The organism is Paenibacillus sp. sptzw28 (genome assembly GCF_019550795.1).
In the GTDB taxonomy this organism is placed as follows: domain Bacteria; phylum Bacillota; class Bacilli; order Paenibacillales; family Paenibacillaceae; genus Paenibacillus_Z.
Window position 1 is genome coordinate 1,595,152 of sequence record NZ_CP080545.1, and the last position, 25,997, is coordinate 1,621,148.

18 protein-coding genes and 1 pseudogene are annotated in these 25,997 nt (G+C 45.1%); 15 read left to right on the plus strand and 4 right to left on the minus strand.

The genetic code is table 11. The annotated features are described in order from the left end of the window. Positions 1-143: 143 nt before the first annotated feature. Positions 144-1,073 carry an ArsR/SmtB family transcription factor gene (locus KZ483_RS07340; RefSeq protein WP_220352019.1) on the minus strand — a complete coding sequence of 310 codons (930 nt, stop codon included), beginning with the start codon at positions 1,071-1,073 and terminating at the stop codon, positions 144-146. Between the two features lie 173 nt (positions 1,074-1,246). Here KZ483_RS07340 and KZ483_RS07345 point away from each other — a divergent pair, with 173 nt between their 5' ends. The 4 genes and pseudogenes from KZ483_RS07345 (at position 1,247) to KZ483_RS07355 (ending at position 5,644) form a co-directional block, all read left to right on the plus strand. After that, on the plus strand, positions 1,247-2,752 hold the full coding sequence (locus KZ483_RS07345) for an arabinosylfuranosidase ArfA (protein ID WP_220352020.1): 1,506 nt from the start codon (positions 1,247-1,249) through the stop codon (positions 2,750-2,752). Positions 2,753-2,878: 126 nt separating this feature from the next. After that, positions 2,879-3,172, plus strand: a complete 294-nt coding sequence (locus KZ483_RS07350; RefSeq protein WP_220352021.1) for a hypothetical protein — start codon at positions 2,879-2,881, stop codon at positions 3,170-3,172. A gap of 657 nt (positions 3,173-3,829) precedes the next feature. Beyond that, positions 3,830-4,633: pseudogene (locus KZ483_RS28370) on the plus strand (glycoside hydrolase family 43 protein); the annotation flags it as partial. Between the two features lie 69 nt (positions 4,634-4,702). Then, the gene (locus KZ483_RS07355) at positions 4,703-5,644 is read left to right on the plus strand and encodes a glycoside hydrolase family 43 protein (protein WP_258881714.1); all 942 of its coding nucleotides are present in this window, start codon (positions 4,703-4,705) and stop codon (positions 5,642-5,644) included. Between the two features lie 41 nt (positions 5,645-5,685). Here the strand turns inward: KZ483_RS07355 and KZ483_RS07360 are convergent, their stop codons facing one another. From KZ483_RS07360 to KZ483_RS07370, 3 genes are read right to left on the minus strand one after another with little or no spacing between them, the layout of a single operon-like run. After that, the gene (locus tag KZ483_RS07360) at positions 5,686-6,801 is read right to left on the minus strand and encodes a GerAB/ArcD/ProY family transporter (RefSeq protein WP_220352022.1); all 1,116 of its coding nucleotides are present in this window, start codon (positions 6,799-6,801) and stop codon (positions 5,686-5,688) included. 28 nt (positions 6,802-6,829) lie between these two features. Beyond that, entirely contained in the window at positions 6,830-8,044 is a 1,215-nt protein-coding gene (locus tag KZ483_RS07365; protein ID WP_220352023.1) for a Ger(x)C family spore germination protein, read from the minus strand. Continuing rightward, positions 8,034-9,647: a spore germination protein gene (locus tag KZ483_RS07370; protein WP_220352024.1), complete on the minus strand. Its 1,614-nt coding sequence runs from the start codon at positions 9,645-9,647 to the stop codon at positions 8,034-8,036. Before KZ483_RS07370 ends, KZ483_RS07365 begins: the two co-directional genes overlap by 11 nt. A 139-nt stretch (positions 9,648-9,786) precedes the next feature. Between KZ483_RS07370 and KZ483_RS07375 the strand changes: the two genes are divergently transcribed. The 11 genes from KZ483_RS07375 to KZ483_RS07425 all read left to right on the plus strand — a co-directional run bounded on the left by KZ483_RS07375 (position 9,787) and on the right by KZ483_RS07425 (position 25,886). Continuing rightward, complete coding sequence (locus KZ483_RS07375; protein ID WP_220352025.1) at positions 9,787-10,002, plus strand: YczF family membrane protein; 216 nt, start codon at positions 9,787-9,789, stop codon at positions 10,000-10,002. 327 nt (positions 10,003-10,329) lie between these two features. Continuing rightward, on the plus strand, positions 10,330-11,634 hold the full coding sequence (locus KZ483_RS07380; protein ID WP_220352026.1) for a response regulator transcription factor: 1,305 nt from the start codon (positions 10,330-10,332) through the stop codon (positions 11,632-11,634). A 19-nt stretch (positions 11,635-11,653) separates the two neighbouring features. Continuing rightward, positions 11,654-14,458 carry a sensor histidine kinase gene (locus KZ483_RS07385; protein WP_220352027.1) on the plus strand — a complete coding sequence of 935 codons (2,805 nt, stop codon included), beginning with the start codon at positions 11,654-11,656 and terminating at the stop codon, positions 14,456-14,458. 120 nt (positions 14,459-14,578) lie between these two features. Beyond that, positions 14,579-15,976, plus strand: a complete 1,398-nt coding sequence (locus KZ483_RS07390) for an ABC transporter substrate-binding protein (RefSeq protein ID WP_220352028.1) — start codon at positions 14,579-14,581, stop codon at positions 15,974-15,976. 72 nt (positions 15,977-16,048) lie between these two features. Then, on the plus strand, positions 16,049-17,008 hold the full coding sequence (locus KZ483_RS07395) for a carbohydrate ABC transporter permease (protein ID WP_220352029.1): 960 nt from the start codon (positions 16,049-16,051) through the stop codon (positions 17,006-17,008). A gap of 3 nt (positions 17,009-17,011) precedes the next feature. After that, the gene (locus KZ483_RS07400; RefSeq protein ID WP_220352030.1) at positions 17,012-17,848 is read left to right on the plus strand and encodes a carbohydrate ABC transporter permease; all 837 of its coding nucleotides are present in this window, start codon (positions 17,012-17,014) and stop codon (positions 17,846-17,848) included. A gap of 207 nt (positions 17,849-18,055) precedes the next feature. Continuing rightward, on the plus strand, positions 18,056-20,401 hold the full coding sequence (locus KZ483_RS07405) for a helix-turn-helix domain-containing protein (protein WP_220352031.1): 2,346 nt from the start codon (positions 18,056-18,058) through the stop codon (positions 20,399-20,401). 200 nt (positions 20,402-20,601) lie between these two features. Continuing rightward, positions 20,602-22,059 (plus strand): family 43 glycosylhydrolase, encoded by a 1,458-nt coding sequence (locus KZ483_RS07410; RefSeq protein WP_220352032.1) that lies wholly within the window; start codon positions 20,602-20,604, stop codon positions 22,057-22,059. Positions 22,060-22,274: 215 nt separating this feature from the next. After that, entirely contained in the window at positions 22,275-23,243 is a 969-nt protein-coding gene (locus KZ483_RS07415; RefSeq protein WP_220352033.1) for an ABC transporter permease, read from the plus strand. A gap of 28 nt (positions 23,244-23,271) precedes the next feature. Continuing rightward, positions 23,272-24,156 (plus strand): carbohydrate ABC transporter permease, encoded by an 885-nt coding sequence (locus KZ483_RS07420; protein WP_220352034.1) that lies wholly within the window; start codon positions 23,272-23,274, stop codon positions 24,154-24,156. A 74-nt stretch (positions 24,157-24,230) separates the two neighbouring features. After that, positions 24,231-25,886: an extracellular solute-binding protein gene (locus tag KZ483_RS07425; protein WP_220352035.1), complete on the plus strand. Its 1,656-nt coding sequence runs from the start codon at positions 24,231-24,233 to the stop codon at positions 25,884-25,886. Positions 25,887-25,997 lie beyond the last annotated feature (111 nt).

Consider the following 25,997-nt stretch of genomic DNA (forward strand, 5'->3'; position numbering starts at 1 on the left):
GGCGTGGACGACGGAGCAGGAATAAGCGATTTGTTCCTGCTCTTTCCTATGTGAGAATTAGCTCATATGCCGCGCTGCGTAATATGGCAGGAGCGCCGACACACAATCCGCTCATCCCATACGTTCAGTCCCTTAGAATGGTATTATGTACCGCCATCGTTTGCACCGCCCGGATCGTAAGATATGCGAAACACGATATCTTGATCGTAGTTGCCGAATCCACTGCCGAACAATGTGATTCCTCCTGCCGGTTTCCTGGCCTCGCTCACTTCCATGCGCAGCGTCCATTGATTGCGGTCAATTTCGACCATTGAAAGCCCGACATCCGATATTCGTTCTTCATCCATGTACGTTCCTTCGGCAGTCACCTTCAATCTCTTTAACAGTCCGTATTGGTTGACGTCCTCATGCCACCACTCCGGAGTGAACCTTCCTCTTGTCAAGCCAAAATCGCCTGGACTCGTCCAATTCCCCAGTTCTTTTCCATTTAAAGAAAATGCGATATCAGACAGCCAATTTTCATTGATCCGCGGTGCCTCGGAACTGATTTCAAAAGAGATTTCTATTTCCCGGATATGCTCGCTTTGCTTTATATAATTAGGAATTTTGTATTCGACAAATCCCTTTGTAAACCAAAGTACATGCGCATTCACGCGTTCCGGATCAAGAAAACAACGGGGGTCGTCATATTGGCCGATAAGCTTCTCCCTTGTGGCAATGCCGCATGTCGGAAGCACGCAAAAGTCTGTATAGTGGCCAATCGGGACGGACGTTTCATAGACTCGCAGCTCGCTCGCCTCAGCTCCCGCCAAATCAACAACAAGGGAAGGAACAAGAAGGGAACAAAACTTATATGTGCCCCCATTTATTCGCTTCATGACACATTGGATCAGACCGGCCTGCTCCAATTTTTTCACATGCATACTCATGATTGCGCTGCTGACACCACACGCTTGGGCAAGGTCTTTCACACTTAATTCTTTGGTACGAATCATTTCGATGACTTGAAGGCGAATTTTGCTGGCAAGTGCCTCGTATATCGGCAAATAGGACAGGCTCGTATCGATTTGCACCAGAAAGTAACCTCCATGCTGTTTATTTTTAGAATTAATATAAATATAATTCCTGATTTAACTTGTGTAAATGTATTTATTATCTGTTGCGTTATTGCATTTGATAATTTATCATAATATTAAGTAGTATATTTTGAATCAATATATATATTAATCCTAAGAGGTGACCCGATTTGAGTAAAAAAGCAACACTACTGGCTGACAAAAGCTTCATCCTGTCCGAGATCGACAATCGTATTTACGGAGCTTTCATCGAACACCTTGGACGCGCTGTCTATGAAGGGATTTATGAACCCGATCATCCATCAGCCGATTCGCAAGGGTTTCGACGAGATGTTCTGGATATCGTCCGTTCCCTGCAGGTTCCAATCGTCCGGTATCCCGGCGGGAACTTCGTCTCAGGCTACAACTGGGAAGATGGCGTCGGTCCGCTCGCAGAGAGACCCAAAGTTCTGGAGCTCGCCTGGGTAAGCCTGGAGACCAACGAAATCGGTACAAATGAATTCGCCGATTGGGCCAAAAAGGCAAATACGGAGGTGATGATGGCTGTCAATCTCGGGACTCGGGGCATAGACGCCGCCCGAAATCTTGTGGAATATTGCAATCACCCATCCGGATCGTTCTGGAGTGACAAACGGATATCACACGGTTATAAGGAGCCCCATCGGTTCAAGACGTGGTGCCTCGGCAATGAGATGGATGGTCCATGGCAAATCGGGCAGAAAACCGCTGCGGAATACGGCCGCTTAGCTAACGAAACCGCTAAAGCGATGAAATGGGTTGACCCTTCAATTGAACTGGTAGCCTGCGGAAGCTCAGGGAGCGGGATGCAGACATTTGCTGAATGGGAGGCAACTGTTCTTGATTTGACCTACGATAACGTTGAGTATATTTCGCTTCACAGCTATTACGATAATAAAGAAAATAATACCGAGAACTTCCTCGCCAAGTCGCTTGATATGGATGAGTTCATCAAAAGCGTCATCTCCATTTGCGATTATGTTAAAGCCAAGAAGCGCAGCAAAAAACAGCTGTACTTGTCTTTTGACGAATGGAATGTATGGTACAGCAACAATGGGTCCGCTGTAATTGATCGTTGGCAAGTGGCGCCTCCTCTATACGAAGATGTCTATTCTTTGGAGGATGCCTTGGCTGTAGGGTGTTTCCTCATAACGCTTATGAAACATGCTGGACGCGTTAAAATGGCTTGCATCGCGCAGCTGGTCAATGTTATCGCGCCGATCACAACCGTAAAGGGCGGGACGGTCTGGCTGCAAACAACATTCTACCCTTATTTGCATGCAGCACTTTACGGCAGAGGCACAGCGCTTCAGCCTGTCATTACATCGGATAAGTACGATTCGAAAGATTTCACGGATGTCCCCTACCTGGAGGCCATTGCCGTTCACAATGAAGAGGGCAATACCGTGACGGTGTTCGCCGTTAACCGGTGCTTAACCGATTCCATCGACTTCGAGGCGGATCTCCGCAGCTTCGGGGAAATCCGTGTTATAGAGCATATTGTGCTTGAGCATGAGGATGTCAAGGCACACAATACAGCCTTCGACCAAAAACGTGTTGCGCCTCATTCGGGCGGCTTGGCAACGGCTGATTCAGGCAAGGTCTACGCAAAGCTGCCGAAGCATTCTTGGAACGTCATCAGACTTAGTATTGTATAACAGGAATTCGTTTCCCAAATTGATTAGGCTCATGAATTCATTCATGGGCCTTATTTTTTCTCACCAGTACTGGTGTGTGAGATTAAAGTTCGTGGTAAAATTGTCGAGTGGATAGGGGGCATAAAAATGATTGGGTTAAATAGAGGATTTATAAAGATTCAGGCTCTTATTATTACACTTTTAGTGTTTGGATTAATTGTTTATTTGTCGAACACCGAGCACACTGGACAAATGGTTACCATGGAAAAGGTAAGCGAAACTAATATTATTGTTGCGGATTATAGCGGTAAAAGCGTGATAGTAACATTACCAACTGGCTTTAGTGGCACGATATATGAAGGTCAAGAGTATTTCATTGAGTATACAACCAAAAGATGGCAGCAACCAAAACTAATGAGCATTAAACCAATAACTTCCTGAATCATGCGTATGCCCATCAACAAAATGACGGGTTTTGTTCAGCTAACCGGCGTGCAGCGCAGGTTAATGAACATCGGCTTTCTTTGTCTATGCCTATGAACTGGGCCTCATCCGATCCGAGAAAGGCATTGCGAGGGGACAAATGGTTAACGGAGTAGAGCTTGAACCGATAGCGACAGTAACCAGAGAAAAAGCAGCTAAAGTCCTGTACTTCATGTGGGCTCTCCAGCAGGCTGTAAATGTTGAAAACGATGTCTCTACTCTACAATAGGTGCGTTTAAGCGTGATTAAGCAGGGTCTTAATCACGTATTTTTTTTCGGGAAGACGTGCAATTAAAAAAACCGTCAGGGCTCTTCCTTGACGGTTCTTCTTGCAGTATAAGAAAGATTTTATCCGCTGTATCTCTCTTATCTTACAGAAAATCGAAGTGTGTAATTGCAGCCATCATTGCAACAATCATGCTCTTATCCGCATGCGGTTATGCCGACGATATCACGGTAACCGAGCGATAACGCAAGGCAGCAAGAAGTACAGGCGGCCGGCCCCGGTCTCGAGACCGAGGGCCGGCCTTATTTTTTGCCTAATAATAGTTTCCTTAATTAATTTGCGTTATAATTAATGACGGTATATTCTCATTTAGAAGATAGGAGTGCGGCATGCTGACCAAAGAACAAATTCAAATCAGGGATCCGTTCGTACTGGCTGACAAAGATGACAAGAAATATTACCTCTACGGAACGACGGATAAAAATGTATGGGAAGGAAAAGCGAACGGCTTTGATGTGTATGTGAGCGACAACCTTGATCAATGGGAAGGACCGTTCCCCGCTTTTCGGCCGCAAGAAGGCTTCTGGGCGGACCGGCATTACTGGGCGCCGGAAGTGTACGTATATGACGGCAAGTATTATATGTTCGCGAGCTTTAAGGCGGCGAGCAAACGCAGGGGCACGCAAATTCTCGTGTCGGATAATCCAGCCGGACCCTTCCAGCCTCATTCGGTGGGACCCGTTACACCCGTTGATTGGGAATGTCTGGACGGCACACTGTATATCGACGAGGCGGGCGATCCTTGGATGGTATTTTGCCACGAATGGGTGCAGGTGCAGGACGGTGAAATGTGTGCTATCCCACTTACCAAAGACTTGAAATCGGCTGCCGGAGAGCCTGTGCTGTTATTCCATGCTTCCGATGCGCAGTGGGCAGTAGGAAGCGGCGGCGCTTCAAACGGGAAAAAGAATTTCGTAACGGAAGGGCCTTTCCTGCACCGGGCGGCAAACGGAGATCTACTGATGCTGTGGTCAAGCCACGGAACGAACGGTTATGCGATCGGTATCGCCCGTTCGGAATCAGGTGACATTAAGGGGCCGTGGGCGCAGGACAGCGAGCCGTTATTCGGACAAGACGGCGGTCACGGCATGCTGTTTACCACGTTCGAGGGGGAATTGATGCTTGCTATTCACAGGCCCAATAATACCCCGAATGAAAGGCCGCTATTTTTGCCGGTCACCGAGGAGAATGGCTGCTTAAGCATTAAGCGGCAATTCCGCAACCCGATCATCGAGCAGCGTGCGGACCCGTGGATTTATAAGCATACGGACGGCTATTATTATTTTACCGCTTCCGTTCCCGCATACGACTGCATCGAGCTCAGAAGGGCAAGAACGATTCAGGAGCTCGGGACCGCCGAACCGGTCGTCGTATGGAGGAAACATGAGAAGGGCAGAATGAGCGGGCATATTTGGGCGCCTGAAATCCATTATATCGATGGTAAATGGTATATTTATTTTGCCGCCGGAGGCTCGGATGAGTGCGAGACGGCCTGGGAGATCCGTATGTACGTCCTGGAAAATGATGCGGAGAGCCCGCTGGAGCAGACATGGGCGGAGAAGGGCCAGATTCGGACCGATTGGGAATCCTTCTCCTTGGATGCCACAACCTTCGAGCATCGCAGCGTAAGATATCTGGTTTGGGCGCAATACGACCTGGAAACGCCAGCAAGCTCCAATTTGTATATCGCCGAAATGTCCAATCCATGGACAATTAAGGGCAAGCAGGTCTTGCTTACGAAACCGGAATATGAATGGGAAACCATAGGCTTCCTCGTGAACGAAGGGCCAGCGGTACTTAAGAGGAACGGGAAAATATTCATCAGTTATTCGGCAAGCGCTACGGACAGCAATTACTGCATGGGACTGCTGACGGCTTCGGACACCAGCGATTTGCTGGATCCGAATTCATGGACCAAATCGCCGGAGCCCGTATTCCGGACGAGCGAAGAAACCGGTCAATACGGTCCGGGCCACAACAGCTTCACCGTTTCGGAGGATGGATCGGCAGACATACTGGTGTATCATTCGCGAAGCTACAAGCAAATCGTGGGCGAACCGCTGTATGACCCCAATCGTCATACACGCGCGCAGCAATTGAATTGGAATGAGGCTGGAACTCCGAACTTCGGCATACCTGAATGAACGACCAAGACGCCACGCATCAAGCGGAGGCGTTTTTTGTATTAACCATTATTATCGGATTTGTATAGACCGAAACGTTTACGTATAAGATGGACCACGATAAGCAAGACGGGAATTAAAATACCGGTTAGAGGTATGAGCACACCCATGATCACTTTTTCCCCTTTCAGTGAAAACTCGCTCCAGTTTCCCGCTGTCATCATGGAGGTGAAAAGAACGGTTATTCCTATTGGCAGCACCAACTTTTGCGGCTTCTCCACATGGAATAAATCCGCTGCGATAATTACTGCCGCATAACACTCAATCGCGCATTTGAAAAAAGCATTAATAATTAATGTGAGAATGACAATGGCATCCAAACGCGTTAGAAAATCCGCGATGTTCACTTTACTGATTGTTAAAAATAACGGAAAGGTGGATCGGCTATAAATATTGACCCCAAGAACAGAGATCTCGACTGCATGCGTGAAGCTTAATAGGAGCCCGCTGACGATCAGGGCGATGAATCCCGTCCTCCTTCCCGACTGGATTTTATTCAGATACGGAAGAATGGTCGCAAAACAAATCATCTCGGCGAAGGGAAACATAAGTATATTGCGAAATGCTGATTCTACAATAGGCTTCCACCCCTCACCAAACAAAGGAAACAGATTATGAAAATCCATAATACCGGAAAATAATACAAAAAGATTGCCTAACACGCCTAAAATTATGATGATGAGCAGGTAGATTTCTGCCGTTCTTGCCAATACTTCGATTCCTAAATACAGAACATAAAGAACCGCCATCATCAAAAACGCATTGATCACAAATGGCGGCGTCTCGTCTAATGCAGTCGTTACCAGCAGCTCACCGGTTTCCCGCAAAACTCTTGCGTCATTATGGATGAAGAATCCAAGGTAAAAGAGACTTACCGGCCAACCGATATAGTTTCCGAGAATTTTGCGGATATAGCCGCTTAGAGACAGACCGGGGTACTGACGATATAGATAATCATAAAGAAGAAATAAAAGGAGGCCTCCAACTAAAGCCAATAAGATGGATAACCAAACACTCTGTTCCGAGACAAATCCTATGGGTAAAACAAGGGCGGTTCCGAAATTAAACAAAATAATCAAGGCAAACAGTTGCCTTACGTTAATTCTCGCGTTTTCCATTTCATACCGCCCCCCTTTTTTCCTTTTATCATTCTATTTCAGTCACATATGGTTTTACTCGCATGCCTGAACGCCGGATGAAAGCATCCACCGTCACGTCAACCTTACTATCGGCAAATATCTTACCCCACTCTTTCTTCATTTTCTTCCACGCTTTCGGGTTTGACCGGTTGAGGGTTACCCCAAAACCAAAGATATCGCTTTCCTCACTCTGCGCGATCTTTACAGCCTTCATGACTTCCTTTTTTGTCTCCAAAGCCCATTGTTTTTCCAGTTTCGTGATTTCCTCCGCCTTGCTCAAGTCCAATGGGCATCTTACTTCGCTCACATTTCCCTCTTCGCGTATGTAGATATGGAAAACGGGCTTTCGTGTTTGAACTTTCGCTTTAACCTTCGTTTGGGAACGGGTAATCTCAATGCCTAAGGCATCTTTTTGATCTTTACAATCAAGATTAACTACGGTGCCCTTCATTTCATTTCGAATCCATAAGACTCCGCGTCCCTCATTGCCATTCAACCACCGTTTCAGCTTTCCGTTCTTGAAAAGGGCGATTCCCGCGATATCAACCCGGGTTGTCGGATTAGTCTGCCGCAAGTTCGAATTCTTATTTCCAACTTCCGGGTCTCCTACGATTTTAACCCCGCTGATGATCGGCTCTCCTTCGCCTTGTAGCGGCTTTATCACATCATCAAGTTCCACTCTTATGTTCTCCGACCAAATTCTTGACGTCGTTTTCAGTTTACCCGCTATATCATTTGCCGGAATTTTCTCGAGCGGCGCAAGAATCCTGACAATCGGCTCGGCCTCGCTTCCTTTGGCAATGAGCAGCATCGTAGTAAGACGTATTTCGTGGGATCTTTCAGAAAAATCGAATAAATCGTTAACTCCTTGTTTCGCAAATGATTCTCCTATGACCAGCAGCTGCAAATGCGCAAAGAAAAGCTGCCGCGGTACTTTTTGCGAAGCTTTGCGGATTGCTTCGAACAAGTTCTTTCCTGTTCCCGTATAGACAGTTACCGGTGTAGCCATTTGCGATCCCCCTCCTGCTACGACGCCTGTTGCTACGGTACCTGGGTTGACAATTTGAAAAGACACTTTAAAATTATCCGTTTTGGGAGCTTTATCCACCCCCATTGCCGCAACAATGGCCAGATCCTTCAACTCTCTTCTGTTCCAGCAGCTTGTGAGCAGAGGTACAATAAATATCAACAAAACGATTGTAATGATCCATTTAGCTTTCATCCTTATTCCCCTCGGCCTTGTTCTGTTCAGGCGGCATAGGCTTCAAATCCGGTTTCATCCGAGTCATGTTCTTTTGGCTGATCAAGCGGGGACGAGTAAGGAATGTCCACAAGGGCAACCGGAGCACTGCATCCTTTTGATCTGCCGGAATAAACGGGGCGAGCGGAGCCATATAAGGTATTCCAAAAGAACGCAAGCTGCATAAATGGGCTGTAATAACGATCATGATGATCGCGATTCCGTAAAAACCAAAGCTCGCAGCAAAAAACATGAGCAGAAATCGGAGCAGACGCACTGAAATCGCCATATTGAAAGCTGGGGTGACAAAACTGGCAATCCCCGTAATAGCAACCACAATCACCATCGCTGAAGAGATGATCCCAGCTTGTACCGCTGCTTGTCCCAATACAAGCGCTCCAACGATCGATACCGCTTGACCGATTGCCCGCGGCATGCGAACACCGGCCTCGCGCAAAATCTCAAAGCTGGTCTCCATCAGGAAGGCCTCGACAAAAGCGGGGAAAGGAACACCTTCCCTCTGTGCCGCCAAACTGATCAAGAGGGGAGTCGGAATCATTTCCTGATGGAATGTAATGGCGGCGATGTAGATGGAAGGTCCCAATAATGAAATAAAAAGCGATACATACCTTAACAAGCGAATCGTTATTCCAATATCAAAACGTTGGTAGTAGTCTTCAACGGACTGAAAGAACATAAAAAAAGTCACGGGTAAAATAAGGGCAAATGGTGTTCCGTCCACCAAAACAGCTATACGGCCTTCCAATAAGTTCGCGACTACAGCATCCGGCCGCTCGGTATTGAACACTGTAGGAAATGGGCTATACGGGTGATCCTGAATCAGCTCTTCGATATTACCGGACTCTAAAATGCCGTCAATTTTGATGTCATTTAGCCTTTTCTTTACCTCCTGCACAACTTGATCGTTTGCGATTCCTTTCATATACATGATCGCTATCGCTGTACGTGTGACCTTGCCGATTATCATTGGCTCAAGCCATAGGTCGGGACTCTTGATTCGATGGCGGATAAGGGACACATTCGTCGCAATTGACTCGATAAAACCGTCTTTAGGACCCCGAATGACAACCTGGGAGGACGGTTCGGTAACTGATCTCGCCCCTCCTCCGCCTCTCGTATCGCCGCTGATTGCTTCCGCTGAACCATCAATCAAGATGACGGTTTCCCCTGACAGAAAGGCAAACATTAAGCCATTCCAATCCTTGATGACTTGAACCTCTCCTATAGTCAAAGCATTATTTATAATAAATTCCAGGATATTCTTATCCGATGCCATGTTTTTCAAGGTCTCATGCGCGGTCTCAGTCATCAAGGAGCGCATGACAAAATCATCGATTAATTTCTTGTCCGACAAATTGTCGATAAAAACTACGGCTGCTTGAAACTTGCTTGCAATCTCAAATTCCCTAATCTTGACATCGGGACTGTGTCCAAGTTTCTGCCTGATTTGTTCAAGGTTCTCTTTTAAATCCGATGACAGGGGCCGTGTATCCGTATTACCGGTCATTTTGTCAATTCTGTTTCCTGCTGCCTCGCTCTTAAAAAATCGACTCCGATTAAACATGATAGCCCCTCCTTTTTAATTCCATTTATTCACATTTGAATTGTTTTTATATTGCACTGTCAGGATATATTTTATACTTTGATTGTAAATAATAACTGCATTATGCGTAATTGGATTTATTAACAGGAGGTGTTACTGTATGAAAGTATTAGGTATCTTTTTATCGGTTTATTTATTAAATTTGGGCTTTGTTTACATAGTTGATATGATGGCAGGACTGAAATTTTCCAGGTCATTAAAAAATATGGCTGAACCATTCTTATCCATGACATTTCCGGAATACGTAATCGTGATCATCTTATTGTCCATGATGTTCGTTCCATACATTGTTTCCTATTTCAAGCAAAGGAAATAAATACATTCAACTTCAATTTTTCTCCATCACAGCTTGATGTGCTCACTAGACAAACTGTCTTTGTCCAACGAAAAAGCAAATGTCCCGCTCATGCAGCTTTCCACGAAGAACTGCGAATAATTAACGCTGGTGAAAAACCTACGGGTCTTTTACCGGCGTTTTTCGAGGCTGTCACTAACACACGAGGTCATAGCGTTTTCAATTTATAAATAGAAAATCATGGTTTTTGTTTTTCGTTGCCCAATACAAAGGGCTTCTTTATACTTACTTTAATAGAACAATTCTGGTTCTGATCGTTTTGCAGCTTTTCCCGGAGGTGTATCTCATATGTATAATCTGCTTATTGTCGATGACGAGAAAGAGATTCGCGAAGGCCTGTCGATGATCCCGTGGGACAACATGGGAGTGAATTTAATAGGCTGTGCGAAGCACGGCCTGGAGGCTCTGCAATTTATTACGGAGCATCCCACAGATATTGTGCTTACGGACGTTCGTATGCCCTTTATGGATGGAATCGAACTAACGAGTGTATTGCAGCGTCAGCATCCGTTCATTCGAATCGTCATTTTATCTGGCCACAGCGACTTCGGTTATGCGCAGAAAGCGCTTGAATACGGTGCTTCCGATTATTTGCTAAAGCCTACCCAATTTGAACCGCTGTTCCAGTCTTTCGAGCGGTTAATCCGTAAATTGGATGCGGAAAAACAGGAGGAGTACAGAAAATCCGTTCTTCTGCGCAAAGAGCTGCTGCTGTCCAAGCTGCTGCGTGAAGAGTTTCTATCGGTGTTATTTAAAAACAAGATGACAGCGGATGAGATCGAGCTGGGCTGCTCGGAGAGTGAAATATTGCTGGTCGGTACCGAATACACGGTAGCGCTGCTTCGGCTGGACCGTATTTCCTTGAACGGGGATTTTTTACCCGACCGCGAGATGAAGCTGATTACCTTTTCTCTGGATAATATTCTTGCTGACATTTGGGATGCGAACGGCTCAGCGTATCACCTGATTAATAAAGAGAATGCGGAGATTTATTTGCTCTCCATGAAAGCGTCCGCAATGGACGAGTTTATTCAATTGAAACAACAGCTGACCAGATTTATGGGACTACTTAAATCGACCCTCTCTTTAAGCATAGGAAGAACCGTACATCGGAGCATGGATATATGGAGCTCCGCCGGGTCGGCAAAGCAGCTGCTTGATCAAGCGTCCGAAGAAGACTGTATTCGTCACTACAGTTCATCCCTAGTGGATAAAGAGCTTACTGCAGCTGCGAAAGAAACATCCCCGGCGGATCAATCGAAAGACAAGAAGAAAGACCACATAGTCGTACAGCTGGCGAAACAATTTATTGAAGAAAATTTCCATCGGAGCATCACGTTAAAGGAAGTAGCCGGTACAGTCCATGTAACTCCCGGGCATCTGAGTGCGCTCTTCAGAGAATCCGGGGAAACGTACCTTCAATATTTAACGGAAAAACGCATGGCTCAAGCCGTGAAGCTGCTTGCGGATGTCCGTTATAAAATATATGAGGTTGCTGAGCTCGTCGGTTATTCCGATCAAGCTTATTTTTCCGAAATATTTAAAAAGCATACAGGGCAAACGCCAATGGAATTCAGAGGGGCAGCGAAATAGAGAGAAGGGGGCTGCTGATGTGATTACAAACTATTTCAGCAAGCTTAGTCCAACCCGCAGGCGCATCGTCATCGTTTCGGTGCTTCTTACGGTATTAGCGCAGATTGTGCTTGTTTATATCGGCTTATCTTATGCTCGAAATATGAATCAAATCGTGCAGCAAAAAAGAGAAACGAACGTCTCAAACCAATTTTTCAAAAATACATTGACACAGCTGGGCGAGATCAACAATTTATTGCAGCTGCTGCAAACACCGGACTTCAGCGATTTTTTTAAAGGCTATATGAGTATCCGGGATGATAAGACTGTGTCACTGAGCAAAAGCGATTTATTAAATAAATTAAACGAGCTTCATCTGTCAACAAAGATGGTCAGACGTATCTATTTTATCGGCAGCGATATAAATCAAGTGTCATTGATCAAAGATACGGATAAAGCGGGTTTTACCGAGCTCCGTCACCTTCGGATGGATATGCTCGAGGATAATAATATTGGTCAACTTTTTCTCCGGGACAATAACCAGCTGGTTGAATATTCGAGCAAGGAATTAGAAAATCCGGGTAAGCGCAAACAGCTTGACGGCAATAATGAGAGCAAAGCGGAGCTGAAAGCCTTCATTGACAGCTTGAAGGATAAACTTATCATTACCAACGGAAATATTAACGGCGTACTCGTTATAATCGAATTAAACCGGGATTTCTTCCGGACCGGCTTACCGGAGGTTTACTCTGCCGCTTATCAATTTTCTATTGTAAATAAGAAGAATGAAGTGATCTGGGCATCGGATCCGGCACAGCAAAAGCTCATAAGCAGCCCGTTTTCACAGAATTGTCCGGATTGCACGCAATCCGAAAAAGAGTTAAATCCATATCCGTATCGTATCATCTATACGCAAACTTCAGATTTTGTCCTCTTCTCCAAAAGATCTATTTTCTCCAAGTTTATTTTGTTATCTTGTATTTCTGCTTTTGCCACCTTCTTGATCAGCTTCTTTTATACGAAAAAAATACTTTACCCCTTTCTGATGTTATCGAGCAGAATGAAGCTTCAATCACGGGCAAACGAATTGGATTTAAAATATATTTCCGACGAGTGGAGCAAAAAGGGACTTCATTCATTGTCACTGCGCAACAAGCTGATTGTGCTGTTTTCCTTGTCCGTTATTATTCCGACTATTTCGAATGGATTGTTATACTCCCAGGCGTTCAATCAAGCCGTCCAAAGCCAAATGAATGTAGCGGTTACGGAAATGGGTGACTTTATGAACGTCTCCATCCAGAACCGTATGAATTTCATGGATCAGCTGATAAACCAGTTGTCGGTAAGCCGCCAGCTGCAGGAATACCTGACGAGACGGGAGGATTATGATGCCATGCGTCTGGATGCCGTGCGGAACATCGCCCCACCGATTGCTATATCTATGTTCCCCGGGCTTAATGAGGTTGATTATTTTATCTTGTTCGATAGCAGCGGACAAAGTATTTATTCATCCGTGTTCTCAAACAATCTCGATATTTTTAAAATCGATACCGATTATTTGAAGGATTCGAGCGATCCCTATTGGATTTCCGGATATAAGGATGTGTTCGGCCATACGACGCCGGCCATTATCAAGCGAATCGACTTTTTGCATTATGGCAGTGCCGCACACAATTATTTGCTGCTTGTTCCAAGAGACTCGCTTTTCTCGGAAATAAATCCAGTCGGCTCGGCGGTGCAAATCGAAGACACACAAGGCAAGAAAATTTATTCATCCAATTCTTCTGCGTCGGAACAATTGGATTATCCTATGATGTGGTCAGGGGGCATACCGGGTACGAACTGGAAGCTCAAACTTGAATACTCCAATGAGGATATCGTTCTTAAAAACAGACAATATTACTACAGTTTTTTCTACATTATCGTTCTCGTGCTCATTCTGTCGATTATCATTTCTCTTATCATCACCCTCATCCTGTTAAAGCCGATTGAGCTGCTGAAACGTACGATGACGTCCGTCGGTGAAGGTGAATTGAGTCAGGCGATGAGCTATAGCGGGAATAATGAAATCGGCGATATTATTCGAAGCTATAACCATATGATTCAGCAGCTGAACGGTATGATCAGCGAAAATATGAAGATCATGGAAGAGAACGTCAACAATAAAGTAAGAGAACAAGAATTGCTGTCCCTGAAGACCGAGGCGGAATTAAGAATGCTTCAGGCACAGATTAATCCTCATTTTCTGTACAACACTCTTGAAGCGATTAATATGCGGAGTATGAGGGATGGAAACAATGAAATCAGCCTTATTGTCGGTGCATTAGCCGAGATGTTCCGCTACAGTGTCAGCAACGGTATGGGGAAGGTTCCGCTTGAGCTTGAGCTTGGGCATGTACAGAACTATATTTCCATTCAGAAACTCCGCTTTGGCGATCAATTTCGGTTTGAGCTGGAGGTCTCCGACCATTTAAGCCATGTAGCCGTGGCGAAATTCATTCTCCAGCCGATCGTGGAAAATTGCTTGAAGCATGGATTAGCAGGCTTTGAAGAAGGCGGATTGATTCGGATCAGAGCCGTGGAAGACGGTGAACTCATGTTAATTGAAATCAGTGATAACGGGATCGGCATGGACAAGAATGCGGTTATGCATGTGAATGAAGAGATTCAGAGAAGCTTGGAAGACCAAATGAACGGCAGCGGGAAAAACCAGGGAGGCATCGGACTGAGTAATGTGTACCATCGTCTTCAATTGTTCTACAAAGGACAAGCAAGCATGAAGGTCTACAGCAGTCCGATGAAGGGAACAACAGTATCCGTGTCTTTCCCGCTGGCTTATGAATAATCATCTTAATACCATAGATTTCGTCTTTTTATCGGATTGGAAGCTCTATCAGCGCCGAATATAATTGATTTAGAGAGAAGAAAACGCTCTCAACAATCAAATTTTCCAGGAGGGTCTACTTTGAAAAAGAAGCTTGCAACTTTGCTCGTCCTCTTCCTTTCCACCGTACTGGTTTTGTCTGCCTGCGGCAGCAAAAGCACAACTAACGACGACAAAATGGCCGGGGGTACTAATGCTTCAACAGATGCGGGAGCGACAAAAAGCACGAAGAGCGGCGATCCTGTAACGGTCCGTTTCAATATGGGAGACGGTGAAATTACTAAAGACCAAATCAAAGAATTTGAAGCGGCAAATCCGAATATTAAAATTCAACGCGAAGATGTGGACGCTACAAAGCTGGCTGCCCAGTTGGCAACCGGCGAAGCACCGGACATCATTCGGATGACCGGAGTCAACGACCTCCCTTCCTATGTCATTCGCGGGATTGCAATGGATTTAACCTCACGCATTGAAACAAGCACATTGATCAAGATGGACGACTTTACCCCTGCTGTTAATGTTTACCGGTTTGACGGCAAGGTACAGGGAAAAGGCCCGATTTATGGAATTCCCAAAGACTTTTCACCGGATTTCACGATTTGGGTGAATAAGAAGTTGTTTGAGGCTGCAGGTGTTCCGGTCCCAAGTCAAACCGAGCCTTTGACCTATAATCAATTGTTCGAGCTTGCCAAAAAATTAACCATTGTCAAAGACGGCAAGGTTATTCAATACGGCTTGTCAGGCGGAAGAGGCGAAGCCGATTTACCGTTCCTGATGGATTATCTGTTAAGCAAAGGCGTAAAGCTTTCCTCCGACGATAACAGTAAAATCGACTTTACAAAACCGGAAGTCAAAGAAGCCTTGCAGTTCTGGGTGGATGGGGTGAAAGGCAATTACGGGCCGAACGTGGTCAACCAGGATAAAACGGCCTGGGGCGGCGAGCCGTTCCTTGCCGATAAGCTGGCAATGTTTCAATCCGGCTATTGGTTCTCGGGACTTCTGCGTAGTGACGAGAAGGCCAAAACGCATCTTGACGATTACATCATGATTCCCGCTCCGATCGCGGAAGGCGGTAAACGCGTATCCCCTACCGGCTCTGCAACAGGCGCCATTATTAACAGTGCAACGAAACATCCGGATGAAACGTGGAAAGTGTATGAGTGGTTCTTTGGTGGCAAGCCTGCTGAAGACCGTGCGAAAAGCGGCTGGGGTGTTCCGGCTTACAAACATCTACTTCCGATGCTTCCGCAAGCAACGGCTTTTGATAAACAAACGTTCACGGTTCTTCAGGATGAATTGAAATACAGCGGAGAATTTATTGAAATGAACCCGTACCTGATTAACGGAAATACACTTTTGCAGAAACAACTGACGCCGGTATACTTCGGCAAAGCGACGCTTGACAGTGCAATGGCGGCTTTAACGAATGACGCGAACAGAATCATTCAAGAAAGTAAAGACGCGGTGCCAAGCAGCTAAATAAAGAGACCAAATACGAGGGAGAGCCTAATCTGTACTCTCCCTTCTTGGGACAAGAGGAGAGAACCTGCAATGAATACACCTGCTTTGAGCGCGACAGTGAAAGAGAAGAGCACAACTCGCAAAGGTCTAAGCGAGAAGACGCGTCGTACGACCGCATTCTACCTGATGATTTCGCCGTGGTTCATTGTTTTTCTTATTTTTGGCTTGTATCCGTTGTTGTATGGTCTTTATTTGAGCTTTACCAACTTTGTCGGTTTTAACATTAATAATTTAAAAATCGTCGGGTTCAAAAATTATGTTAATGTTTTTCAAGATTCGGATGCTATGTATTCCCTGGGGAGAACATTGTATGTTTCCATCATTTATGTTCCGATCTCAACAGCCATTGGTTTACTGCTTGCCTTACTATTAAATCGAAAAATTCGAGGAGTGGGGATTTATCGGACAATCTTTTATTTACCGTCGATTGTTCCCGTCGTTTCCATAGGTTTAATGTTCCGATTTTTGTACGCTGATCAGGATGGCATCCTCAACAATATTTTAAAGTTTCTCCACCTGCCGACAGTCAATTGGCTGGATTACGACCATGCCACCTTTTCCCTAATTATTATGATGCTGTGGGGAGCAGGAGCCGGTATCCTGATCAATCTGGCGGGGTTAAAGGGAATCTCCAAGGATCTGTACGAAGCAGCATCTATTGACGGCGCCTCCACGTTCAGGCAGTTTATGAGGATTACGGCGCCGTTAATGACTCCGGTTATCTTCTTTAACGTGATTATGGGAATTATAAATGCGCTGCAAATCTACATTCAGCCGATCCTGTTAACCGGAACGAAGCTGCTGGATTCTCCCATCCGCCCGAATTACTTCTATACTGTGCATGCTTTCCAGCAAATCTTCGCATACCAAAGATATGCATACGGGATGGCATTATTATGGATCATGTTTATCGTCATTCTTATGATGACAATCATTGTCTTCACTACAAGTAAATATTGGGTCTACTATGAAACGGATCAGGAGGGATAGAAAATGGTAAATTCAGCATCAAACCGTATCAGCCAGTTTTTAGTTTATGCATTGTTGCTCGTATTTTCAGCTGTTTTTATCATCCCGCTCTTTCTCACTGTATCCAATTCACTGAGCCCGTTTTTCTCCCTGCCGACATTTTTCCCGCAGGGCTTCCATATCGAAAATTATAAACTTGCGACTACGATGATTGACTTCTGGAAATTTACGCAAAACAGCATCATTATTTGCGTGATTTCCGTCACAACGACGACTTTGTCGAGCGGGCTAGTCGGATACGCTTTCTCAAGGATACAAGCGCCGGGGAAAAAGTTTTTATTCATGATTGTGTTATCTACGATGATGCTGCCGGGAATAGTTACTCAAATCCCGACCTTTATCCTGTTTCATAAATATGGCCTGCTCAATACGTTCTATCCCTGGTTGATCTGGGGAATTGGCGGTTCGCCGTTCTTTATATTCCTCTATCGGCAGTTCTTCTCCGCCATTCCGAAGGAATTGGAAGAAGCGGCAAGAATCGATGGCTGCTCGATTTTCCGTACGTACTGGAATATTTTTCTTCCGTTGTCCCTGCCTGTCATGGCCACGGTTTCGATTATGAGCTTTCAATGGTCATGGGGAGATTTCATTGGTCCGTTCATGTTTCTGAACGAAGCGAAATACCCGCTGGCTACCGCCTTAAGCACAATCGGCTATGTCCAACCGGAGAATGCGGCCGTTGTTATACAGCAGCTCGCTGCAGCCGCTTCCATTCTGTTCATGCTTCCGGTCATTCTTCTTTTCTTCATCGGCCAACGGTTCTTGATTGAAGGGGTCGTCACTTCGGGCGTTAAGGGGTAATCTTACGAGGACAAAATGGGTTGCGGAACATCCGCAACCCATTTTGGTGTACTTAAAACTTTAGAACATCATCTCATCAACAGCACATTCGCGATATTCAATCAATTTGCGCATTTTTAAACTATTTGGAAAAGAAAAGCTTATATAACTAAAGCCGACTTAAAGTTATAATAGCAGTGTTTCAATAATATCATCCAGGTGGGGAGCATGATGAAAACGATTTTCGCATTTATCCGGAAGAAGAATATACTGTTTAAAATCATTCTCTCTTATTCACTCGTCGGTTTTTTATTTGTTACCGGGTTTTCTTACGTCATCCTGTTCAAGGTCTCAAGTGAGTTGACTAATGAAGTCAATGAAACCTCTGCCAGAATGATTGAACAATCATACAATACGGCAGATATCCTTCTATCGTCTACCTATAACTATTATTCGCAATTGTTTCTCAAGAATGAATGGATTAACAGCGCAATGTTTGGGAACGACTTTACTCCAGGCGATATTCACAAAATTAACAGTCAGCTTAACAATTTCAAACAGACGAACCCATTGGTATCTTCTATTTATGTGTATAACTACAATAGAAGACTTGTCTTTTCCTCGTCTTTGACTTTCAGCACCATTGACAATTTTTTCGATAAAGGCATGACAGACCTGCTTGAACAGAAAAAAATGCACGGTGAGGGTATATTCATCCCCAGGAAAGCCACCTTCACGTTTCCCAATAGTACAAATACCGGACTAAGCCAAAATTTGATTTCAGTGATTTATTCTAATTTACGGCCAGATGGAAATCGGGACAGCATGATTGTGAACTTGGACCAAAATGTATTGCAGCAGCTTGTCATGAAGGGAAGCGGGGAAGGAAATTATCAAATGATGATCGTTAATGATCAAGGACGCATCATTTCCAGCCCTGAAGGGGATATTTTCCAGAAAATCGATATTCCAACAGAGATGCTGAAACCAATTATGGGAAATAATGGAAAACGCGGGAGTTTCATTACCCAACTAAGCGACAAGAATTATATGGTGTCTTATGTGAAAGCGGATCGGCTTGGCTGGAACTTCATTATATTGGCCGATTATGACAAGCTGCTCGGCAAAGTATATACACTCAAAAGCTTTATTTTGAGAATAACCCTGCTATGTTTGGCTATCATGGCGATTACATCGGCATTCTTCACCAAAATTATTTATGTTCCTATATATCAATTAATTAAAAGAACTTTAGCAACGACAGAGTCAAAGGACAAGCCGCTGCTAAATGAGTATGATTTATTAAATAAATCATTCTCTCTGCTGGAGAGTAAGGTTAGCAACCTTCAATCCGATATCAATCAATCGGTATCAGCCCGCAGGCAAAGCTTTCTTCGTTCCATACTGCATGGGACGTTAGGAAAGGGAGCCGATGTGCAGCAAGCGATGAAGAAACTGGGTCTTGGCCAGGAATCGGACCGGTATGTGGTTTGCGTGCTTAAAATGGATTCCTTCCATGAGATGTCGGAGAAATATGATATGGTCGACATTTCATTATTGAAATACGCGATTGAGAATATTAGCAGGGAAATGGCTTCAAGCCGCTATAAATTGGAAGTTCTTGAAGACGGCCATGATTCTCTCGACCTAATATTTAATATCGGCTCTGATGATGAACCTCACGGGTTACAAATCAAGGCTTTATTGGCGGAGATTCAGAACAATGTTGAAAAATTTCTAAAAATCACCGTTACGGCATCGATTGGTCCCGTTGCAGAAAGAGCTGAAGACCTGAAGCTCTCCAGACTAGGCGCAGACCAGGCTGTACACTTCAGGTTGGTATACGGAACGAATAGCTTGATTTCCTATGAGCAAATTATCACGGAAGAAACCAAAGAGTATCAATATCCCGTAACATTAGAGAAGCAGATGATGTACAGCCTGAAAGCAGGCGAATTGGAGCAGCTGCGGGAGCTGTCGGATGAATTTTTTGCGGGTGTTCATCGGTTCAAATACGATGAAATTATTCTTTCACTTGTGCAATTGCTTGTTATGACCATTCGAACGGCTAAAGGCATGTCAAGCTTTGGTCGTGAAGACGCCGATTTGGAGATTCATACGTGTCAGCAGCAAGTATTACGCTTGGATACGTTAGAACAAATCGAGAGTTGGTACCTTTCATTATGCGAGAGGATAATCGCGATCCGAGACAGAGAATCACGGTCCAAAAATAACAAAACGGTTGAAAAAATGGCGGAATACATTAAAGATCACTATACGGATCCCAATTTATCCGTGGATATGTTAGCGCAATTGATCGGTTTGTCATCCAGTTATGTGAGAAAATTGTTCAAGGAGGAGACTGGCAAGTCTGTGGCCGAACATATTGCCGAGCATCGATTCCAAAAAGCACAAGAGCTCCTGATGCACACCGATCATCCGGCTAAAAAAATCGGTGAAATGGTCGGATTCGATAACCCGAGTTACTTTTATGTACTGTTTAAGAAGCACGTAGGGATGACGCCGGATCATTACCGCAGGGAGAATAAGTTGGAAAACATGATGACGGACTAAATGATGACCGCCAGATTCCTAACAGAAACTGGCGGTTTTTTTAATTATTTTGTAAGTTTTTCTCTGAAATTTATTCAATCTACCGCTTTTTAATTACTTGTATTTCTCGTTATTAAACAATATCCCGATAGTTAAGCTTTTCAGATTCCGCAAAGTGCCTCAAAGTATTTATGAATTTATTATATAACTGGAGGCTACACATGTCACGAATTCAAGGGATTCACGCTATTTTGGCAGGCGACTATCCGGATCCATCCATTGTTAGAGTCGGCCGGCACTATTATATGACACATTCTTCATTCCACTATACCCCGGGTCTGCTCGTGTGGCATTCCCGTAATCTGATTGATTGGGAGCCGATCGGTCACGCGATTCACCAGCATGTGGGTGGATCGATCATGGCGCCGGATTTGATCTACCATGAGGGACTCTATTATATCTATTTTCCAGCCGGCGGAACGAATTGGGTCGTAACGGCAGAAAACCCTGCAGGGCCGTGGAGCAAACCGATCGATCTAAAGGTCGGCTATATCGACCCGGGACATGCGGCAGATGAAGAAGGGAATCGTTTCCTATTTTTGTCCGAAGGATATATGGTCCGATTGTCAAGGGATGGCTTATCGACCGTAGGAGATTTAAGGAAGGTCTACGACGGTTGGAGATATCCCAAGGAATGGTTGACGGAAGGCTTTTATCTGGAGTCTCCAAAGCTTACGTACAAGGATGGATACTACTATATGACCAGCGCGCAAGGGGGGACTGCCGGGCCTGCGACCAGCCACATGATCGTCTCCGCCCGCTCCAGATCGCTGGAAGGGCCATGGGAGAATTCGCCTTACAATCCGGTTGTGCGTACGAAGCACCGCAGCGAAACCTGGTGGTCCAAGGGTCACGGGACGCTGGTTGATACGCCCGAAGGGAATTGGTTTGTCGTTTATCATGCCTATGAAAAAGACTATTATACCCTCGGCAGGCAGACGCTGATCGAACTGATTGAATGGACAGCCGATGGCTGGTTTACTGTGGTTGATGCCGAAGGCGGAGCCGTTCCTGAGGCTGCTGTAACTGCACAGCCTTCGGATGGAGCTCTGGCGCTTGCGGATTCCGGACGTTTGGGGCTGCATTGGCACTTTTTCGGAGGAGAACGTCTCAGCGATTATAAAATAGAAGATAACCGTTTGGCACTGAAGGCAGTCTCTTTGGAACGCGCAGAACCGCTCTTGAGCATTCCGATGCACCACGCCTATACGGCCGAAGTGTCCGTCACAGTGGAAGGCGAGGCAGCAGGCACGCTTGGCTTGTTCTATAAACCGGGCTTTTACTGTGGCATCGGCTTTGATGGCAAGGGGACGTTTGTTTTCCGGAATCAGAATACCACGGAACGAAATGCAGTGTCCGGAGGATCCGTAACGCTCCGTATCGTCAATGATCATCATGAGGTAAGCTTGTACTTCCGTGACTCGACAGGACAGTGGTCCAAGCTGGACCACGGCTTCGAATTGTCCGGCTATCATCACAATGTATTGGGCCAGTTTCTAAGTCTCCGCATCGCGTTGAATGCAACAGGCGAAGGCAATGTGACGTTTAGCGAATTTTCCTATCAGGCAGGTATTCCCGATGCTTTGCAAGACGAAACGAAGAGAGGACAGATAGAATGAAGGCACCTTTCGCCGCCAGGTTCCTTTCCGGTAACAAACGGTTTTTCATTCATTTGAAGGTTTTTCTCTGAAAATCATGCAATTTGCAGATTTTTAAATACGCGGTTTTCCCGTTATTAAACAATCTCCCGTTAGTTAAGCTTTTCAGATTCCGCATGGTGAGGCATATTGGTGTCAAGAGCAGCGGCACCAACAAGATTACAAGGAGTGGTCGTATGGAGAGAACTATAACCTATCAAAACCAGTCACAAAAAAGAGAGGCTAAAAGTAAAAACTCGTTTTTTCGCGAAATTCGCAAAAATCATTTGCTTTACCTTCTTACTTTGCCAGGCATCCTGCTAATCTTTGTTTTCGCTTATTTGCCGATATTCGGGATTGCCATTGCCTTTCAGGACTATAACCCGGTGAAAGGGGTATTCGGAAGTGCGTTTGTAGGCTTCAAAAATTTCCGTTTTTTAATTGGATCAAGCGAAATAGTCAAGGTTTTGTTTAATACCGTTTTTCTTAACTTATTGTTTATTCTATGCGGGACGATTGTTTCCGTATCGTTTGCGATCATGTTTTCGGAGCTGAATTCTAAAAAGTTCAAAACGATAACGCAAACCATGGTAACATTGCCCAACTTTTTGTCCTGGACGGTAGTTGCTATGATCGTATCGGTTTACTTTACGTATCAGGGCGGCGTGCTCAATCAAATCTTGAACGCGATCGGGTTCGAATCCATTATATTCTTTAATGAACCCGGATATTGGCCATTGTTCCTTGTATGCATCAAAATCTGGCATGGTGCCGGCTTCGGATCAATTGTTTACTTAGCAACGATAAGCGGCATTAATCCGGAGATTTATGAATCAGCGTCGATGGATGGCGCAAGCAGGTGGAAAAAAATATGTTATATCACCTTGCCTATGTTGAAGCCGACGATTATATTGCTGCTGCTCCTGGCCTTGGGAGGCATTTTCTACGGCGATTTTGGAATGATTTACGCCATTGTCGGGAAGAATGCGCTTCTATATCCAACCACCGATGTTATCGATACTTATGTGTATCGTGCGCTTGTGGATTTAGGCAACGTCAGCATGTCGGCGGCCGTTGGGGTTTTCCAATCCTTTATCGGGTTCATGCTTGTCGTTACGGTGAATCAAATCACGCGCAAATATTCGCCGGAATCGGCTTTGTATTAAAACTTTAACAAGATAGAGGGTATGTAACATGACGATTAAAGAAAGTATAGGGGACCGTTTGCTTCTCATTTTTATGTATGCGGCAATTATCGTATTTGCCCTTGCTTGTTTGATTCCGTTCGTGTCCGTGATCAGCAGCTCGTTATCCACGGAAACGGCCCTGATGAAGTATGGCTTCAGCATATTTCCGAAAGAGTTTTCGTTAGAAGCGTTCCGGCTGTTATTCAAAGACAGCACGATTTATAAAGCATACGGCGTAACCATCTTTATAACGGTTGTCGGGACCGTTCTTGCTATGCTGGTTACTTGCGCAATGGCGTATCCGTTGTCCCTTCGTTCCTTAAAGTACCGCAACCCTATCACGTTTTATGTGTTCTTTACGATGCTGTTTCATGGGGGACTCGTCTCCACCTATATCCTGATAACAAAATATTTGGGGATGAAAGATTCGATATGGGTACTGATCATCCCTTCATTAATCAACCCTTTTAATATGTTCCTAATGCGCAATTTTTTTAAATCGATTGATGAATCGCTCGCGGAATCGGCCAAAATCGACGGAGCTAACGACATATATATTATGTTTCGAATCATGCTTCCGATTTCCTTGCCCGCTATCGCGACCATCAGCCTGTTTTATGCATTGGCCTTTTGGAACAAATGGTTTGAGGCGATGCTTTTTATATCGAACAAGGATCTATTCCCGTTGCAGTATCTGATTAAACGGATTCTCGAAAACGCCGAATTTGGGAAGCAGCTCGCCGCAAGTTCTTTCATACCAAACTATGTGACCCCTACGCTTACAACAAGGATGGCGACAACGGTTGTAACGATCGGGCCAATCATCTTCTTGTATCCGTTCCTGCAAAAATATTTCGTCAAAGGCTTATTGGTCGGCGCAGTTAAAGGCTGATCCTCATGATTGGCTAAACACGCTTGCAGCGGTTTAGTATAGATGAACGACAACATTAAGGGAGGCAAACAGAAATGAAAGGCACAATCAGAAAGGCCGCTTTACCCGCACTTGCCCTGATCCTAGGTATGAGCACATTTTTGGCCGCTTGCTCAAGCAATGAGACAGCCGGTGAAAATGCCGGCAAGAATGCCGGCAAGAATAACACCGCGCAAACCGCAGATTCCAATGCGAAGGCTCCAGAGCCGGTAACGTTGAAAGTAATGCTCTTCGGCGAGAAGCCGGCTGATTTGGAAAAGGTGCTGGCCAAATTCGAGGAAGAGACGAAAGATACGTTGAATACGAAGCTTAATATTGAGTACAACCCGCCTGCGGATCATAAACAAAAAATGCAGTTGAAAATGTCGACAGGCGAATCGGTTGACCTGATGTTCGATGCACCTTGGATGTTCCTCTATAACAACGTCAGCCAGGGCTACTACCAGCAATTGGACAAGTACTTCAATAATGACGAGTATCCGGGTCTGAAGCAAGCGTTTCCGTCGGAGCTTATTGAAGCGAACAAAATTAACGGACACAGCTATACCATTCCGTTTATGACCTCTTACTCGGATCCGTTCGTCATTAATATTCGGAAGGATATTCGGGAAGAATTGGGCTTGCCGCCGGTAAAAACCCTGGCGGACTACAAAAATTATTTGGAAAAAGTTCAGGAGAAGCATCCGGATTACGTGCCGGCTGCCATCGGCGGACGTGGAATTTATAGACTGGGCATACCGGAGGAAAAAGGACACAACGATATTCGGCTTGCCGCTGTCGTTCAAGATTCGTTCACCGGCGGAATTCCATTTAGCGTAGCCCTGTCGGCGGACGGAAAGAAGATGCTCGGTGCGGCAACCATCGGCGACCCGGACTCCGAATTCGCTTCATTCCCGGCACCGTTTAATACGCACGATTCGATTTACGGCCATTTCGGATTGAGAACGGAATTTAGAAAGTTCAACAATAAGGATCCGTTGTCCGCCCAAGCAAACTCAGCTCTCGATCCTGCTAAGAACGCTTCAACCGAAGGCACCATCAACGGCCTGGTATTCGGAAAAAAAGATTTGAAGAAAGTGGTTCCAAATGGAGATCTTGAGCCTTTCTTCTATACCAGCCAAGATATTGCGGACATGAAACCCGGCGCGATCCGGACAGATTTCCGCGCTAATAACAGTGTCGTAATCCCTGCAAGCTCGAAAAATATCGACCGCACCATGAAATTCCTGGATTGGTTGTACAGCAGCAAGGACAATCATGACTTGTTCGAACTTGGAATCGAGGGAGAGCACTGGGTCAAAGACGGAGATAACGGTTACAAAACAACGGATAAAACAACCAACTATTTGTTCCAAGGCTATGAACTAACCTGGAATCCGACTTTGTCCAGAATTAATACCGACAATGATCCGGAAACGATTAAATATATTCAGTATACCATGGATAAAAACAGCTACTACCAAATTCCGCTGTCCGGATTCGTCTTCGATTCCAAGCCAGTTGCAACGGAAATCGCTCAAATCAAGCCTAAGCTGCAGGAAACGGCGGATATTCTGATGACCGGTTTGGAACCGAAATGGAAAGAGCTTGCCCAGAAATCGAATAGCGAATGGCGTCAATTAGGACTTGAAAAGGTACGCGCAGAGGTGATCAAGCAAGTCCAAGCTTATCTTGATGCAGGCGGCAAATAAGCGGAAAGTCTCTTTATAAGGTGAAATAATTAATCAAACCCCCATACTTCCTTTAGGAAGCGTGGGGGTTTCTATAGGAGAAAGTATAACGGTGGAGATCAACTGGAAACA